At 43.1% G+C, this 15,051-nt stretch carries 20 protein-coding genes; 7 read left to right on the plus strand and 13 right to left on the minus strand.

Features of this window, described 5'->3' with window-relative positions; translation table 11 throughout:
- Positions 1-37 precede the first annotated feature (37 nt).
- From AC2HW8_RS01970 to AC2HW8_RS01995, 6 genes are all read left to right on the plus strand, one after another.
- Complete coding sequence (locus AC2HW8_RS01970) at positions 38-778, plus strand: tRNA1(Val) (adenine(37)-N6)-methyltransferase (protein ID WP_117837843.1); 741 nt, start codon at positions 38-40, stop codon at positions 776-778.
- On the plus strand, positions 775-1,599 hold the full coding sequence (gene rsmI / locus AC2HW8_RS01975; RefSeq protein WP_101105932.1) for a 16S rRNA (cytidine(1402)-2'-O)-methyltransferase: 825 nt from the start codon (positions 775-777) through the stop codon (positions 1,597-1,599). The genes AC2HW8_RS01970 and rsmI overlap by 4 nt, the downstream gene beginning before the upstream one ends.
- Complete coding sequence (locus AC2HW8_RS01980) at positions 1,600-2,910, plus strand: bifunctional folylpolyglutamate synthase/dihydrofolate synthase (protein WP_015523219.1); 1,311 nt, start codon at positions 1,600-1,602, stop codon at positions 2,908-2,910.
- Between the two features lie 100 nt (positions 2,911-3,010).
- Positions 3,011-3,313: an STAS domain-containing protein gene (locus AC2HW8_RS01985; protein ID WP_021883474.1), complete on the plus strand. Its 303-nt coding sequence runs from the start codon at positions 3,011-3,013 to the stop codon at positions 3,311-3,313.
- Positions 3,310-3,750: an anti-sigma F factor gene (gene spoIIAB, locus AC2HW8_RS01990; protein ID WP_443951858.1), complete on the plus strand. Its 441-nt coding sequence runs from the start codon at positions 3,310-3,312 to the stop codon at positions 3,748-3,750. Before AC2HW8_RS01985 ends, spoIIAB begins: the two co-directional genes overlap by 4 nt.
- Complete coding sequence (locus AC2HW8_RS01995) at positions 3,740-4,399, plus strand: sigma-70 family RNA polymerase sigma factor (protein WP_303671849.1); 660 nt, start codon at positions 3,740-3,742, stop codon at positions 4,397-4,399. The genes spoIIAB and AC2HW8_RS01995 overlap by 11 nt, the downstream gene beginning before the upstream one ends.
- 112 nt (positions 4,400-4,511) lie before the next feature.
- On the opposite strand, the gene AC2HW8_RS02000 is transcribed toward AC2HW8_RS01995, so the two are convergent.
- From AC2HW8_RS02000 to AC2HW8_RS02010, 3 genes are all read right to left on the minus strand, one after another.
- Positions 4,512-5,021 carry a shikimate kinase gene (locus AC2HW8_RS02000; RefSeq protein ID WP_118101706.1) on the minus strand — a complete coding sequence of 170 codons (510 nt, stop codon included), beginning with the start codon at positions 5,019-5,021 and terminating at the stop codon, positions 4,512-4,514.
- A gap of 1 nt (position 5,022) precedes the next feature.
- Complete coding sequence (pyk, locus tag AC2HW8_RS02005; protein ID WP_015523215.1) at positions 5,023-6,465, minus strand: pyruvate kinase; 1,443 nt, start codon at positions 6,463-6,465, stop codon at positions 5,023-5,025.
- A 207-nt stretch (positions 6,466-6,672) separates the two neighbouring features.
- Positions 6,673-8,661 (minus strand): CotH kinase family protein, encoded by a 1,989-nt coding sequence (locus AC2HW8_RS02010; protein ID WP_484327087.1) that lies wholly within the window; start codon positions 8,659-8,661, stop codon positions 6,673-6,675.
- Positions 8,662-8,908: 247 nt separating this feature from the next.
- Between AC2HW8_RS02010 and AC2HW8_RS02015 the strand changes: the two genes are divergently transcribed.
- On the plus strand, positions 8,909-9,871 hold the full coding sequence (locus AC2HW8_RS02015; RefSeq protein ID WP_021883480.1) for a cohesin domain-containing protein: 963 nt from the start codon (positions 8,909-8,911) through the stop codon (positions 9,869-9,871).
- A 241-nt stretch (positions 9,872-10,112) separates the two neighbouring features.
- Here AC2HW8_RS02015 and rplQ read toward each other — a convergent pair whose 3' ends face one another.
- The 10 genes from rplQ to AC2HW8_RS02065 form a co-directional block, all read right to left on the minus strand.
- A complete protein-coding gene (gene rplQ / locus AC2HW8_RS02020; protein ID WP_015523213.1) occupies positions 10,113-10,454 on the minus strand; it encodes a 50S ribosomal protein L17 in 342 nt (113 codons plus the stop codon).
- A gap of 72 nt (positions 10,455-10,526) precedes the next feature.
- The gene (locus tag AC2HW8_RS02025) at positions 10,527-11,480 is read right to left on the minus strand and encodes a DNA-directed RNA polymerase subunit alpha (RefSeq protein ID WP_015523212.1); all 954 of its coding nucleotides are present in this window, start codon (positions 11,478-11,480) and stop codon (positions 10,527-10,529) included.
- Positions 11,481-11,554: 74 nt separating this feature from the next.
- The gene (rpsD, locus tag AC2HW8_RS02030) at positions 11,555-12,157 is read right to left on the minus strand and encodes a 30S ribosomal protein S4 (RefSeq protein ID WP_015523211.1); all 603 of its coding nucleotides are present in this window, start codon (positions 12,155-12,157) and stop codon (positions 11,555-11,557) included.
- A gap of 26 nt (positions 12,158-12,183) precedes the next feature.
- Positions 12,184-12,585: a 30S ribosomal protein S11 gene (gene rpsK / locus AC2HW8_RS02035; RefSeq protein ID WP_015523210.1), complete on the minus strand. Its 402-nt coding sequence runs from the start codon at positions 12,583-12,585 to the stop codon at positions 12,184-12,186.
- 15 nt (positions 12,586-12,600) lie between these two features.
- Positions 12,601-12,969, minus strand: a complete 369-nt coding sequence (gene rpsM / locus AC2HW8_RS02040; protein WP_015523209.1) for a 30S ribosomal protein S13 — start codon at positions 12,967-12,969, stop codon at positions 12,601-12,603.
- A 54-nt stretch (positions 12,970-13,023) separates the two neighbouring features.
- Positions 13,024-13,137, minus strand: a complete 114-nt coding sequence (gene rpmJ, locus AC2HW8_RS02045) for a 50S ribosomal protein L36 (protein ID WP_015523208.1) — start codon at positions 13,135-13,137, stop codon at positions 13,024-13,026.
- 41 nt (positions 13,138-13,178) lie between these two features.
- Entirely contained in the window at positions 13,179-13,397 is a 219-nt protein-coding gene (infA, locus tag AC2HW8_RS02050; RefSeq protein WP_015523207.1) for a translation initiation factor IF-1, read from the minus strand.
- A 4-nt stretch (positions 13,398-13,401) separates the two neighbouring features.
- Positions 13,402-13,647 carry a KOW domain-containing RNA-binding protein gene (locus tag AC2HW8_RS02055; protein WP_015523206.1) on the minus strand — a complete coding sequence of 82 codons (246 nt, stop codon included), beginning with the start codon at positions 13,645-13,647 and terminating at the stop codon, positions 13,402-13,404.
- 10 nt (positions 13,648-13,657) lie between these two features.
- Complete coding sequence (gene map, locus AC2HW8_RS02060; protein ID WP_015523205.1) at positions 13,658-14,410, minus strand: type I methionyl aminopeptidase; 753 nt, start codon at positions 14,408-14,410, stop codon at positions 13,658-13,660.
- A gap of 3 nt (positions 14,411-14,413) precedes the next feature.
- A complete protein-coding gene (locus AC2HW8_RS02065) occupies positions 14,414-15,046 on the minus strand; it encodes an adenylate kinase (RefSeq protein ID WP_015523204.1) in 633 nt (210 codons plus the stop codon).
- Between the last annotated feature and the right edge of the window lie 5 nt (positions 15,047-15,051).

Consider the following 15,051-nt stretch of genomic DNA (forward strand, 5'->3'; position numbering starts at 1 on the left):
TTGCCGCTTTTTAATTACTGTTTTCAGGGGAATACCGATGAACAATAAACATCTTGAACCGCTTGGCGGCGGTATTAAAATATATGTGTCAGACAGCTACCGTTTTTCAACGGACACAATTTTACTTGCCGATTTTTCAAAGCAAATCGGTGCGAAAAAATGTGTTGACCTCGGCACGGGCTGCGGAACTATTCCGCTTTTGTGGTACAAAAACAACAACCGCCTTGACATCACAGCGGTAGAAATACAGGAGAATGCCTGCAAGCTGTTTTCACAAAGTCTTGAATACAACAATCTTCAGGACAAAATCAGAATTGTAAACTCGGACTTAAACAAGCTTGACGGTGCATTACCGCTCGGCTCGTTTGACCTTGTTGCCTGCAATCCGCCCTACAAAATCAGCGGAGGCGGAATTACAAATCCCGAAAACGCAAAGCTTGTTGCAAGGCACGAATCCGAATGTACGCTTGACGATGTGTGCCGTTGCGGTTCGTCGCTTTTGCAGTTTGGAGGACGGCTCTGCATTTGTCAGCGCCCCGAAAGACTTGCCGACGCAATGGAGGCAATGCGTAAATATTCGGTTGAGCCGAAAAAATTAAGGCTTGTTCAACAGCGAAAGTCAAAAGCCCCGAAGCTCTTTTTGCTTGAAGGCAGAAGGGGCGGCAAAAGGGGATTTCTTGAGGTTATGCCAACCCTGTTTATTGAGGACGAAAGCGGAAACTTTTCCGAAGAAATGCTGAACATCTACGGCAGTTACAAGGAGGACTATATAAATTGAGCGGAATTTTATATGTAACGGGAACGCCGATCGGCAACCTCGGAGATTTTTCACCGAGAGCCGCAGAAACCCTCGAATCGGTTGATTTCATTGCGGCAGAGGACACAAGGGTAACGCTTAAGCTCTTGAATCATTTCGGTATAAAAAAGCCTATGGTAAGCTATTTTGAACACAACAAGCGTGAGCGTGGCGAAATCATCTGCAACAGAATTGAACAGGGCGAAAATTGTGCAATTGTAACGGACGCCGGAATGCCGTGCATTTCCGATCCGGGTGAAGATTTGATAAAGCTCTGCGAGGAGCGTGGAATAAAAACCGTGGTGATTCCCGGTCCGAGTGCCGTGATTTCCGCACTTGCGGTTTCGGGACTTGAAACAGGCAGATTCACATTTGAAGGCTTTTTGAGCGTGAACAAAAAGAGCCGCAACGAGCATCTTGACAGTCTGAAAAACGAACACAGAACAATGATTTTCTACGAAGCGCCACACAAGCTTCCGCAAACTCTGCGAGATTTGTACAGCTTTTTCGGTGACAGAAAGCTTTCGATTGTTCGTGAACTCACCAAAGTTCACGAAGAAGTAATCCGCACCACAACAAAATATGCTGCGGAAAATTATGCAGACGGCAGTCTGAAGGGCGAATTTGTGCTTGTGCTTGAGGGCAAAAAACAAGAGGAAAAATCCGAAGAATACACCCTTGAATTTGCGGTTGAAACCGCCCGCAAGCTGATTGAAAACGGTGCAAAGCCCACCGAGGCGGCAAAAGAGGCGGCAAGTATAACAGGCTTTAAGAAAAATGAGATTTACAGGGAGCTGTTGTAAATGACATACGAAAACGCTGTTGAAAAAATTCATTCACTTTTGACATTCGGTTCTCGTCCGGGACTTGACCGAATGAGAATTTTGCTTGACAGGCTCGGAAATCCGCAGGACAGGCTGAAATTTATACACATTGCAGGTACGAACGGCAAAGGCTCGGTTTGTGCTATGCTTTCATCCGCACTTGTTGCGGCAGGCTACAAAACAGGCTTGTTCATTTCACCGTATATCACGGATTTTCGTGAGAGGATACAAATAAACAATTGTATGGTTAGCGAGTCCGTTCTCACGGATGCGGTTGAAAAAACTTTCCCTATTATCGAGCAACTGCGTGAAGAGGGCACGATCATCACAGAATTTGAGTATGTCAACGCTCTTCAATTTTATATACATGCAAATGCAGATTGTGACATTGTTGTTCTTGAAACAGGAATGGGTGGTCTGCTCGACTGCACCAATACTATAAAATCACCGCTTTGTGCCGTTATCACCACAATCGGACTTGACCACACAGCAATTCTCGGTGATACAATTGAAAAAATTGCACAGCAAAAATGCGGCATCTTCAAGCCCGACTCAATGGCGGTTACTTCAAAGCAGGATATCCGTGCAATGAAGGTTATTGAATCAACTGCAAGAGAAAAGAAAATTCCGCTTGCAACGAGCGAGAGCGTTAATATTGATGTCATCGAAACCACCTTAAAGGGCAGTCGCTTTATGTTTAACGGTGTTGAAATTGATCTTCCGCTTTCGGGTGATCATCAGCTTGAAAATGCAAAAACCGCACTTGCAACACTTGATATGCTCCGTTGCAATTCTCTGATTTCAATAACAGATGAGCAGATTGCAAACGGTTTTGCAAAGGCTGTCAACCCTGCAAGACTTGAGCTGTTGAGTGAAAAGCCGATTGTTCTGCTTGACGGTGCTCACAATCCTAACGGAATTGAGGCACTTAAATCGGCAATCCAAAAATTCCTTCCGAATAAGTATATAATTGCAATCACGGGTATGCTTGCCGACAAGGATGTCAGCACTTCGGTAAAACTGCTTGACGGAGTTTTTGACAGAGTTTACACAGTTCCCGTTCACAATCCAAGGGCAATGCACCCTGCAAAGCTTATGCAACAGTATGCAAGATTTGTTGACGATACGGTAACCTTTGAAAGTGCCGAACACGCTTTTGATATGGCTTTTGAACAGGCTGAAAAGACCGATTGTGCAGTTGTAATCTGCGGTTCGCTCTACCTTGCAGGCGAAATCCGTCCGTATATCATCAATAAAATTAAGGCTGAAAACGAATCAGCCGAAAAGTAAATTTTTCGTTACAACAGAATAAAACAAATTTTTTGCTCCGCACTTATTATCATTAAGATAACAGGTGCGGAGCTTTTATTTTTTAGAAGGACTGATAAAATTGCTGAAAACGGAATTTAAAAATAATATTCTCACGGCATACATTGACGGCGAAATTGACCACGATTCGGCGGCAGGAATACGCACAAAAATTGACGCCGCCGTTCAGACAAACAAACCGAAACTTTTGTGCCTTGATTTTTCAAAAGTATCGTTTATGGACTCATCGGGCATAGGTCTTGTAATGGGGCGATACCGCCAGATGAAGCTTGTCGGCGGAGCATTGCGTGTGATTAATATTCCCGACAGATTGTACAGGCTTTTTTCAATGTCGGGACTTGAAAGTTTGGGGGTATTGAGATGAAAACAGTAAATGAAATGAAACTTTGCGTGCCGTCAAAAAGCTGTAATGAGGCTTTTGCACGGTGCGTTGTGTCGGCATTTGTAATGAGCCTTGATCCTACCGTAAACGAACTCAGCGACCTAAAAACCGCTGTATCCGAGGCTGTGACAAACTGCATTGTTCACGGCTACCGCCACCAAAGCGGAACGATTTACATAAACGGAAAAATCACCTCCGAAAACAAGGTGATAATCACAATCCGTGACAAAGGCTGCGGAATTCCCGATATTAAAAAGGCAATGGAACCGTTGTTTACAACCGCTCCCGAGGAGGACAGGGCAGGACTCGGCTTTGCAGTTATGCAGAGCTTTTGCGACAAGGTGCGTGTCCGTTCAAAGCCCGACAGCGGAACAACCGTAACTCTTGAAAAAAATATAGGTTCGGAAAATGACCGATAAAAATAAACTTGCCGACAAAAATATGGGACTTGTCCATGCCTGTTGCAAACGATTTTCAGGCAAAGGAATAGAGTACGAAGAACTTTTTGCATCGGGTTGTCTCGGACTCGCAAAGGCGATTAATAACTTTGACGAAAGCCGTAACCTGCAGTTTTCAACCTATGCCTTTCCTGTAATTATGGGCGAAATTAAGCGACTTTTCCGTGACGGCGGTGCAGTCAGGGTAAGCCGCACATTAAAGGAGCTTTCGCTTGCAATATCAAGGCTTAACAATGAAAGCAAGCTGAAAAACGGCAGAGAACTCACCGTGAGCGAGCTTGCCGAAAAGCTTGATACAAGCAAGGAAAAAATCATTGACGCACTCAACAGCACAAGAGTTCCTCTCTCCCTGACTGCCGAATATGACAGCGAGGGCAACCCACAGCTTGATGTCCCGACAGATGATATTCAAGACGAAATCTCGGAACGATTGTCGCTTGAACAGGCAGTAAAATCCCTCTGTGAAACCGACCGAAAAATAATTCAACTGCGGTACTACCGGAGCAAAACACAAACTCAAACCGCCAAAATTCTTTCCATGACGCAGGTTCAAATCAGTCGGCAGGAAAAGAAAATCCTCACCGCCATTCGGGACAAAATGTCGGTTTAGCACCCCGATTTTCCGAATACGGCGTTCAATGAATCCCTGCATATTTTTATTTATGAAAATTTTCATATTTAACAACAAAAGCGCCCGAATAACGGACGCTTTTACTTTTTCTTTAATTCTGTTTTTCAAGCTTCAGCTTTTCAACAATTGCATCAACCGTGGTTTCGATACTGCTCAGCTCCATTGACACCGTGATATCGGCATACTTTTTATAGAGCGGATAACGCACTCTGTACACATCATCAAGAGTTTCACCCTTACCGAATGCAATGCCTCTTGTTTTGATATTTGTAACTCTGCGCTTGATTTCATCGAGGCCAACATCAATGAAAACGACCTTGCCGTTTTTTCTGAGGTTTTCCATGGCATTTTCGCTGAGAACCATTGAACCGCCTGTTGCGATAACGGTCTTGTCGCAGTCAAGCTCTGCACCGATTCTTCCCTCAAGGTGGAGGAAAAAGTCAAGACCTTCATTATCAAGAATCTCCTGCAACGGCTTTCCTGCCTCTTTGCAGATTATCAAATCTACATCAACAAAGGAATAGCCCAGCGCCTTGGCAAGCAACACACCGACTGTGCTTTTGCCCGATCCAGGCATTCCGATTAAAACTATATTTTTCATATTAAAGAATCCTTACATTAAGTGAATCTGTGCTTGAAGTCGGGCAGGTTTTGTTTGACGAAAGCACAACAACCGTGTCGCCTTTTTTGACAACGCCTGTGCTGAGTGCCTTTTCCATAGCCTGTTTCGTAATTGAATCAGATGTGCGTTTTTCTTCGCCCATGACAGCCATAACACCCCAGTTAAGACACAGCTTTCTGCACACAAGCTGTGATGTTGCAACTGCAATAACGGGACAATCAGGTCTGTAATGAACCATCGCTCTTGCAACTCGACCTGTTGCACTTTCAACAATAATAGCCTTTGCGCCTACTGCCTGCGCAATATTCTTTGCAGCTTTACAGATACTTGATCTGATTGGGTTAGTGTCCTTCATTCCGTGTTCTTCCACATACTCATGAAGTGCGGTAAATTCACCGTTTTCCTCAGCCTCCGAACAAATTGCGTCAAGTGCCTTTACGCTTTCAATCGGGTACTTACCTGCGGCGGATTCTGCCGAAAGCATTACTGCGCTTGTACCGTCATAAACTGCATTGGCAACATCGCTGATTTCGGCTCTTGTAGGACGGGGAGCCGTTGTCATACTCTCAAGCATCTGGGTTGCAGTGATTACATATTTACCTCTTGAAACAACCTTTCTGATGATTGTTTTCTGAATTTCAGGCAGTTTGATAAACGGAATTTCAACACCCATATCTCCTCGAGCAACCATAATACCGTCTGCGTAATCAATGATTGCGTCCATATCGTCAACACCGCTCTGATTTTCAATCTTTGCGATAATTTCAACATACTCATAGCCGAGGCTGTCAATAAAGTCACGAAGAGTTCTAACATCATCGTGATTGCGGACAAATGATGCGGCAACAACTGTTGCACCGTGGTTAAGACCGAACTCAATGTCCTTTCTGTCCTGAGCGCTTACATACGGCATATTGATAAAGTAGCCCGGAATGTTGATACTCTTGCGGTTTTTAAGCACACCGCCCTTGTTTACGGTACAAACGATTGACTCGGGATTTACCGACTTAACGACAAGCGAGATAATACCGTCATCAAGCAAAAGCTCTCTGCCGATTGCCTCCTGACCTTCGGATTCAAAAATATCAACAAGCTTAGGGAACGAAAGGCTTACACCTGTTTCGTCGCCCTCTTCTTTGTTTTTAAAAAGACTGAACTCTGCACCCTCGACAAGTTCAACAGAACCGTCCTTGAATGTGCCGACTCTGACCTCAGGACCCTTTGTATCGAGCAGAATTGCAACATTTTGACCACTCTCTGCAATTGCCTCTTTAAGGTTTTTGATTGTAACCTCAAGTCGGTCATAAACACCGTGTGACATATTGATTCTGGCAACATTCATACCTGCGTCAATCATTTTACGCATCATTTCTTTTGAATCGCAGGCAGGTCCGATGGTACAAACTATCTTAGTTTTTCTCATGTTTTCTCCGTCCTTTTAAAATGCTTATGTTCTGTTATTGTGCATATGTATAAATCTGTGTAAAAATTTTGATTACACTCATTATATATTATTCACAACACAATTTCAATCTTTGATTTGTAAAATTTTACATTCTGTGGCTTGTACAAAAATTTTCAAAACAATAACAAAAAATCGGGCAGTTTCCTGCCCGATTCTGTGCTTGAATTATACAAGATTTACGACAATCTTCTGAATTTGTGTTGCGTCAATAACGCTGATTTCACCGTCACCGTTTACATCGGCAACATTGAGCTGACTGTCTGTGAGTGTTTCAAGACTTACAATGTACTTCTGAACAAGAGTTGCGTCCATTACAGTAACTTCGCCGTCACCGTCAACATCACCGATTTTAGCGAAAGGAGTGTACTCGCTAAACCACTTACTGCTGATCCATGCCGCACGGCTTGTCATCCAATCAGCTGCATAGTTATACATATCCGTAAAACTGCCCTGATTGTAGCTTGTCTTAGTGTTACTTACGGTATATGTACCTGTTGTCATATCAAAGTCAGCCTTGTTCATTGATGTGTGGTCACAAATCCAACTGCTCGTTCTTATATGCCAGCCGCTTTTGTAATTCATCGCACCGCTGTCCTTGAGAAGGTCAAAATACTGTGTTTTTGTATAGAATTCGTCAGAGCCCTTGTAAGATGCGGTCTTGCCTGCAAAATAGTTGATTGCAGGAACAAACTGCTCAAACCAGATATTTACGGCAGCTTTATTAACCTGAGTGTTTCTGGAAATATTGTTAATGATATTACTGCTATTCTGAGAGCGTTTTTGTCTGTCCTTGAATCTGCACCACCAGCCTGAATACTGTGTGTAATCCTTAACACCGAAGTTCTGAAGATCCCAAGCACTGCCTGCAGCATTACCGAGCGCATTATCGTAGTCCCATACAGGTGAACCGAAGAACTTATAGTTACCGTCGGAATCCTGCTTATAAACAAAGTAAACGCTTGAAACACCGGAATCCCAGTTTTTACCAAGCTCATTTATGAGCCACAGCTTTGCACATGAATCAACATCAGCGTACTGTGAAAGGTCGGAGTCTGCTTTTTTAGCAGCTCTGTAAAAAGCATTGTACTTTTCACGGACATAGTTCTTAACTTCATTATAGCCCTTGTCGCCTTCCGAAAGCTCAGGAGCTTTAATTGTAACCTTGATACCGTCATCACATTTTACATAGTAATCTTCACCGTCTACAGCACCGGAATCAACTTCACAAAGGAACGGGAAATCCTTGTTTACATTGCCGTCAGCGTCAAGATATGCAGTATCGTCAATATCGTTGACAAGGGCATTTTTTCCGACCTCAATCTTTTCGGTCATCTGATATGAACCCCAGTAATAACCGTCTGAGTAGAAATCAACATATCTTGAATCCGAAGCATATGGAGTTCCTACTGCATCTGCAAGGTCATAAAGAAAACGGTTTCTTGTGAGTGAATCATCCTGATAGTTTGCAAGAAGAGAGAACTTTTTGCCCTTTGACATACCGCCGATTGAAACCTTATCGGAATATGTGATGTTGTAAGGCTTCTTAGCCTTGCCCCATGTTGAATTGCCTCTGCCCTTGATTTTCTTGATTGAAGTATTGTCAATCTTGCCGTTCCTGTCAACAATAGCGCCTGTTGCAGAGGAATAGTTGCTCTTATCCTCGTTAAGATAAGAGATAAGTTCCTTACCGTTGCCGTCAGCGTTGCTGTTGTTTACATAGATTGCAGACTCGGCAGAGGACTTTAAGAATGTGAGGGAATAGGTTTTTCCGTCAGCAGTAACATTGCCTGCCTTATCAATTGTGTACGAAACCTCCCTCGACTCGCCTGACGGTATAGTTACATTATTAACCGTAACGCTTTTTGAATATGCGTTATAAAGCTCAACACTTGTTGACGAAACACTGCTTGGAAGGAAGAAATACTTCCTATTAGTATTTAATTCCTCCATATCCTCGTTGTGTTTACATTGCCATGCAACCCATGCGTCAGAATCGTCAGAACCGCTTACTGCGTGTGCATAAAGTGCATTCTGAGTTTTAAATGAAAGAGTCGGTGTTGATGTTTGAGCGGCAGAAACAGAAAATACCGACATACCGCCAACGGTCATCACACCAGCAAGTACAATTGAAAGCGCCTTTTTTGTTGTCCTCACTATAATCACTCCTAAAAAATCATATCAATAAGGAACTTTTAGATATATTCACAAAAAGTTCACTTGTTAATCACATCAGTCAAAATTATTGTACCATTTGCATAAAATTAATACAAGTAATTTTTCAATATATAACGGTACAATTTTGCGAAATTTCTTTATTTTCGTTGATTAATTTGATATAATATTATGGTAAAGATACGGTAACACTTACCGAAATTTTAAATCATATTAAGGAAGTGGCATAATGCGTAATTACGGCAAAAAGAAAAACTATTGTCTTATTGCGGCACTTGCATCACTTGTAGCTTTTTCAACTATGGCTGCAAGCGTTATGAGTGGTTGCGGAGAAAATTCGGATGAACAGAAAGCAACAAAGATTGTTCACGAAACACGCATAGATACTCAGATTGAAACAAAAATTGAAACATACACCGAGGTTGTAACAGATGCTCAGGGCAACACTGAATATGTTGAAGAAACAAAAGCTGTGCCTGTAAACAACAACGCCGGCGGCAACAGCAAGTCAGGCGATTCAGGCAATAACTCCGAGAACTCAGGCGGCAGTTCTTTCGGCAAAAATTCAAACAGTCAGCAGAGTTCCGTTATTGAAAAGAGTGAAACGAGCAAAACTACTAACAACAGTTCTTCAAAAACAGACTCAGGCAAAACTAATAACAACAGTAATAAGAATAATAACAACAGCAATAAAAATAACAACAGCAACAAAAATAATAACAGTTCATCTTCAAAGTCGGATTCATCAAAATCTGATGACAGCAACAGCAAGTCACTTAAAATCGGCGGCAAAACATTCAATGTCGGTGACACAATTGTATGCACATACAATCTGACAACACCGGCAGTTCTCGAAAACTATCAGGCAACAATCAAATATGATTCATCAAAGCTTACCTGCAAAAGTGCAAAAATGTCTGTACCCGCTAAATACGGAGCTATGCTCAACATAAAGATTGCCGGAGAGATTTCTTTAAGCGGCGTCAACATCGGTGACGGTTATGACTACACAAACGGCGGTGCGTTTATGACCGTAGTATATGAAGTTAAAGGCGGCGGCTCAACATCACCAAGTTATCACTGGGAAGTTGCCTGCAGAGCAAGCGACAGTAAGAACCTTATCGACAAAAAGGGTAAGCCTGCGAGCGGTTTTAAGCTCAGCTCATCTTATAAAGATTCGGTTGCCAACTAAAAATTGAATTGCTTTTAAAACTGTAAAATGAGGCTGTGAAGAAATGAAGTTTAAGACTTCGTTCTTCACAGCCTGTCTTGTTTTGTACAAAAGCACGGCGCACCCCCGCTTCCTGTTCGTGAATACAGTGGCTCTATAATAAAAGTCGGGGTAGCAAAAGAGCCTGCATTTTGAAACAAACGCAAAAACTCCCGACTAAAAAGTCGGGAGTTAAATTGAACTTGTATTAACTTAAAAAGAATTAAACGAGCTCGATAATTGCCATTTCAGCGGCGTCACCACGACGGGGACCGATTTTAGTAACTCTTGTATAGCCACCGTTTCTATCGCTGTATTTTGGAGCAATTTCCTTAAAGAGCTTGCTTGTAACATCTTCCTTAGTAACAAAAGCCAAAACAAGGCGTCTGTTGTGAAGAGTATCTTCTTTAGCTGTAGTAATCATCTTCTCTGCCATAGCCTGAACTTCCTTGGCACGAGTAAGAGTTGTTTCAATTTTGCCGTTTTCCAAAAGGAAAGTAACCATAGCACGAAGCATTGCAGTTCTCTGTGCAGTAGTTCTTCCTAATTTTCTTGTACCTGGCATTTCTTTCACTCCTTTACCGTTGAGTTTGTTGGTAAGAATTTGACAGAATAGCCTGTCAAAGACTTTGGGAAGTTATTCGTCTTCCTTCTGAAGACTAAAACCGAGAGAATTGAGCTTCTGTACAACTTCCTCGAGAGATTTTCTACCGAGGTTACGCACTTTCATCATATCCTCTTCGGACTTGTTGATCAAATCCTCTACCGTGTTAATGCCTGCACGCTTGAGGCAGTTGAAAGAACGAACTGAAAGATCAAGATCTTCAATTGTCATTTCAAGAATCTTTTCCTTACCCTTGTCATCCTTCTCAACCATAACTTCAGCACTTGAAGCTTTGTCTGAAAGATTAACAAAAAGGTTAAGGTGTTCGGTAAGAACCTTTGCTGCAAGAGAAACAGCCTCCTGAGCATTGATAACTCCGTTTGTCCAAACATCTAAAGTGAGCTTGTCATAGTCAGTAATCTGACCTACACGAGTGTTATCAACTGTATAGTTTACCTTTAACACGGGAGTATAAATTGAATCAATCGGCAAAACGCCAATAACATTGTTGCCGCTTAACTGCTTGTTGCGCTCTGAAGGAATATATCCTCTGCCCTTGTCAACTGTGATTTCCATATTGAGCTTAGCACCCTCACCGAGTGTAGCAATATGGAGTTCAGGGTTGAGAATTTCAACCTCATCATCACATTTGATGTCGGCAGCCTTTACCTCACAGGGACCCTCGGCTGCAATTTCTATAACCTTGGGACTTGTTTCATGGAGCTTTGCAACAAGACTTTTCATATTAAGAACAATTTCCGTAACGTCTTCCTTTACGCCGGGAATAGTTGAAAATTCGTGAAGAACGCCGTCAATCTTGATTGATGTAACAGCACAGCCTTCAAGAGAGGAAAGCAGCACACGGCGCAAACTGTTGCCGAGTGTGTTGCCAAAACCACGCTCGAGCGGTTCAACAACAAACTTGCCGTACTTTCCATCCTCGGTTAATTCCTCGGTTTCAATTCTTGGCTTTTCAATTTCTATCATTCGCGAATCCTCCTAAACATTATGCGACTGCAAAAGCAGCCCATCTGTGTGTAATCTGCCTGTGAAATATAAGATTACTTGGAGTACAACTCAACGATGAGGTGTTCTTCAACAGGAAAGTCGATGTCTTCTCTCTGGGGAGCTGCAACAACCTTGCCACCGAGAAGGTTTTCGTTCTTCTCAAGCCACTTTGGTGTTACAATTGAAGATGTTTCGCCCTCTGCGATTGCCTTGAATCTTGCAGTTGAACGGCTCTTCTCCTTAACTTCGATTACATCGCCAACCTTAACAAGGTATGAAGGAATGTTTACCTTCTTACCGTTTACGGTAAAGTGGCTGTGACTAACAAGCTGTCTTGCTTCTCTTCTTGTAGCTGCAAGACCGAGTCTGAAGATAACGTTGTCAAGTCTTCTTTCAATAAGTGTAAGCAATACAGCACCTGTCTTACCCTCAGCTTTTTCAGCTTTTTCGTAGTAAGCTCTGAACTGCTTCTCCATGATGCCGTAGATAAATTTTACCTTCTGCTTCTCAGTGAGCTGCATGCTGTATTCGCTCTTTTTTCTTCTCATCTTACCGCCGGGATTTCTGTTGGAAGTCTTCTTGGAATAACCCATAACTGCGGGTGAAATGCCAAGAGCTCTGCAACGCTTAGCGATAGGCTGCATATTTTTAGCCATAGTAGAATTTTCCTCCTTTTAAAATACTATACACGTCTTCTCTTTGGAGGACGGCATCCGTTGTGCGGGATTGGAGTAACATCCTTAATCATTGTTACCTCAAGACCTGCAGTCTGCAATGCACGGATTGCAGCTTCACGACCCTGACCGGGACCCTTTACATATACTTCAACATACTTCATGCCGTGTTCCATTGCTGCCTTTGCAGCTGTTTCGGCTGCTGACTGAGCGGCAAACGGAGTTGACTTCTTTGAACCTCTGAAACCGAGCTCGCCTGCGCTTGCCCATGAAACAGCGTTGCCCTGTGTATCGGAAATAGTAACAATTGTGTTGTTAAATGTAGACTGGATATGCGCTGCGCCTTTTTCAATGTGCTTGCGTTCACGGCGACGGCGGATAACCTTCTTACCACCCTTTGGTGCTGCCATAGTCCTTTGCCCTCCTTACTTCTTCTTATTAGCCATGGTTTTACGGGGACCCTTACGAGTACGAGCGTTAGTCTTTGAACGCTGACCTCTTACAGGAAGTCCTTTTCTGTGGCGAACGCCACGGTAACAACCAATATCAATAAGTCTTTTAATATCATAAGCGATGTCACGGCGAAGGTCACCTTCAACGCGGCAGTGATGCTCGATGTATTCTCTGAGCTTTGCAATATCTTCTTCTGTCAAATCTCTGACACGAGTGTCCGGATTAACACCTGTTGCAGCAATAATGTCGTCTGCAGTCTTACGGCCGATACCGTAGATATAGGTCAAACCAATCTCAACTCTTTTATCTCTCGGTAAGTCAACACCTGCTATACGAGCCATATAGTTGCACCTCCATATAAATTCTAAAATATAGTTTTGTTTTCGTTAGGTAAATTAACCCTGGCGCTGCTTATGCTTGGGGTTTTCGCAAATAACTAAAATCTTACCTTTTCTTTTGATTACTTTGCACTTGTCGCACATTTTCTTTACTGAAGGTCTGACTTTCATGTATAATCATTCCTTTCTAAAAAGTCGTGTTTTTACCCGAATTATTTAGTTCTCCAGGTAATTCTGCCTCTTGTCAGGTCATAGGGGGACATTTCCACCTTTACCTTATCACCCGGCAATATGCGAATGAAGTTCATTCTCAGTTTGCCTGAAATAACAGCTAATATCACGTGACCGTTCGGCAACTCTACCTTAAACTGTGCGTTCGGTAAAGCTTCCTTAACAATACCTTCAATTTCGATTACATCCTGTTTTGACATATTGTCAACCCTCGCTCTTTCTAAAATTGTTCAAAATTTTTCTTATCTGCGGATTGGTCTTGATTGAACCCTCTATCACGGTTCCTGTAGGAGAAATATGAATAAGCTTTTTCTTTTTAGGCTTCTCAACCTTTCTTCGCTTTCCGTCTGCAATGTAAGCAAAAACGGAATCGCAGTCGAGAACAACAAAAAAGCCGTTCTTTTCCCTTCCTGCCACAGCCTTTACGATACTGCCTTTTACTGTGTTCATAAAATCACCTTTAATCGCACAAAGTCATAATTTTAGGTCCGTCAGGAGTTATTGCAACAGTATGTTCAAAATGAGCTGAAAGCTTTCCGTCAGCAGTGACGGTAGTCCATTTGTCATCAAGAACACGCACATTGCACCTGCCCTGGTTCACCATGGGTTCAATGGCAATAGTCATACCCGGAATAAGCCGCACTCCTCTGTGAGCAGTGCCGTAATTGGGTACGCTTGGGTCTTCGTGCAGTTTCGCACCTACGCCGTGGCCGACAAAATCTCGTACCACCGAGTAACTGCGAGCTTCGACATACTTCTGAACAGCGTTGCCTATGTCACCGACACGGTTGAAGGCAAGAGCCTGTTTAATTCCCTCATACAGACTCTCTTTTGTGGCGTCAAGCAAAGCCTGTGCGTCTGCACTGATTTTGCCACAGGGAAATGTAAAGGCGTTGTCGCCGTGAAATCCCCCGTAGAAAGCGCCAACATCCACGCTTACTATGTCGCCCTCTTTTAAAACGAGTTCTTTACTGGGTATGCCATGGATAACCACATTGTTAACGGAAATGCACGCACTCGCAGGAAAGCCGCCGTAACCGAGAAACGAGGGAACTGCTCCCTGTTTCTCGATGTATGAGCGGACAATGTTATCTATTTCATAAGTAGTAACGCCGGGCTTTACAGCCTCTCCCGCAACACGCAATGCCTCGGCAGAAATTCTGCAGGCATCTTTCATTTTTGAAAGTTCCCGTGCTGTCTTAACTACAACCATGAATTAAGCCTCAATACCTTCAAGGATAGCCTTTGTAGTAGCTTCTACATCGTCCTGTCCTTTTACAGTAACAAGCTTACCCTGCTTCTCATAGTAAGAAACGAGGGGCTCGGTCTCTTTGTGATATGTTTCGAGACGAGCAAGCACGGTATCGGGGTGGTCGTCCTTGCGCTGAACAAGGGTGCCGCCGCAATCGTCACAAACACCTTCCTTTTTGGGCTTTAAAGTCACAATGTGGAAAGGTCTGCCACAATTTTCGCAAACACGGCGTCCGGACATACGGTTGATGATTTTTTCATCAGAAATGTCGATGTTGATGACATGCTGAATCTCAACACCCATATTATCCAGAGCCTCAGCCTGAGGAATAGTTCTTGGAAAGCCGTCAAGAATGAAACCCTTCTTGCAGTCATCGGCAGAAAGTCTTTCCTTTACAATACCGATTACTACTTCGTCGGGAACAAGCTTGCCTTCATCCATAAAGGATTTAGCCTTCAAGCCCATCTCAGTGCCGTTTTTCAGCGCTTCACGGATCATGTTTCCGGTTGAAATTGTGGGAATACCAAAGTGTTCACAAAGTACAGCAGCCTGTGTGCCTTTACCTGCACCCGGAGCACCTAACATGATAATGTTCATCTATT

The organism is Ruminococcoides sp. (assembly GCF_057037865.1).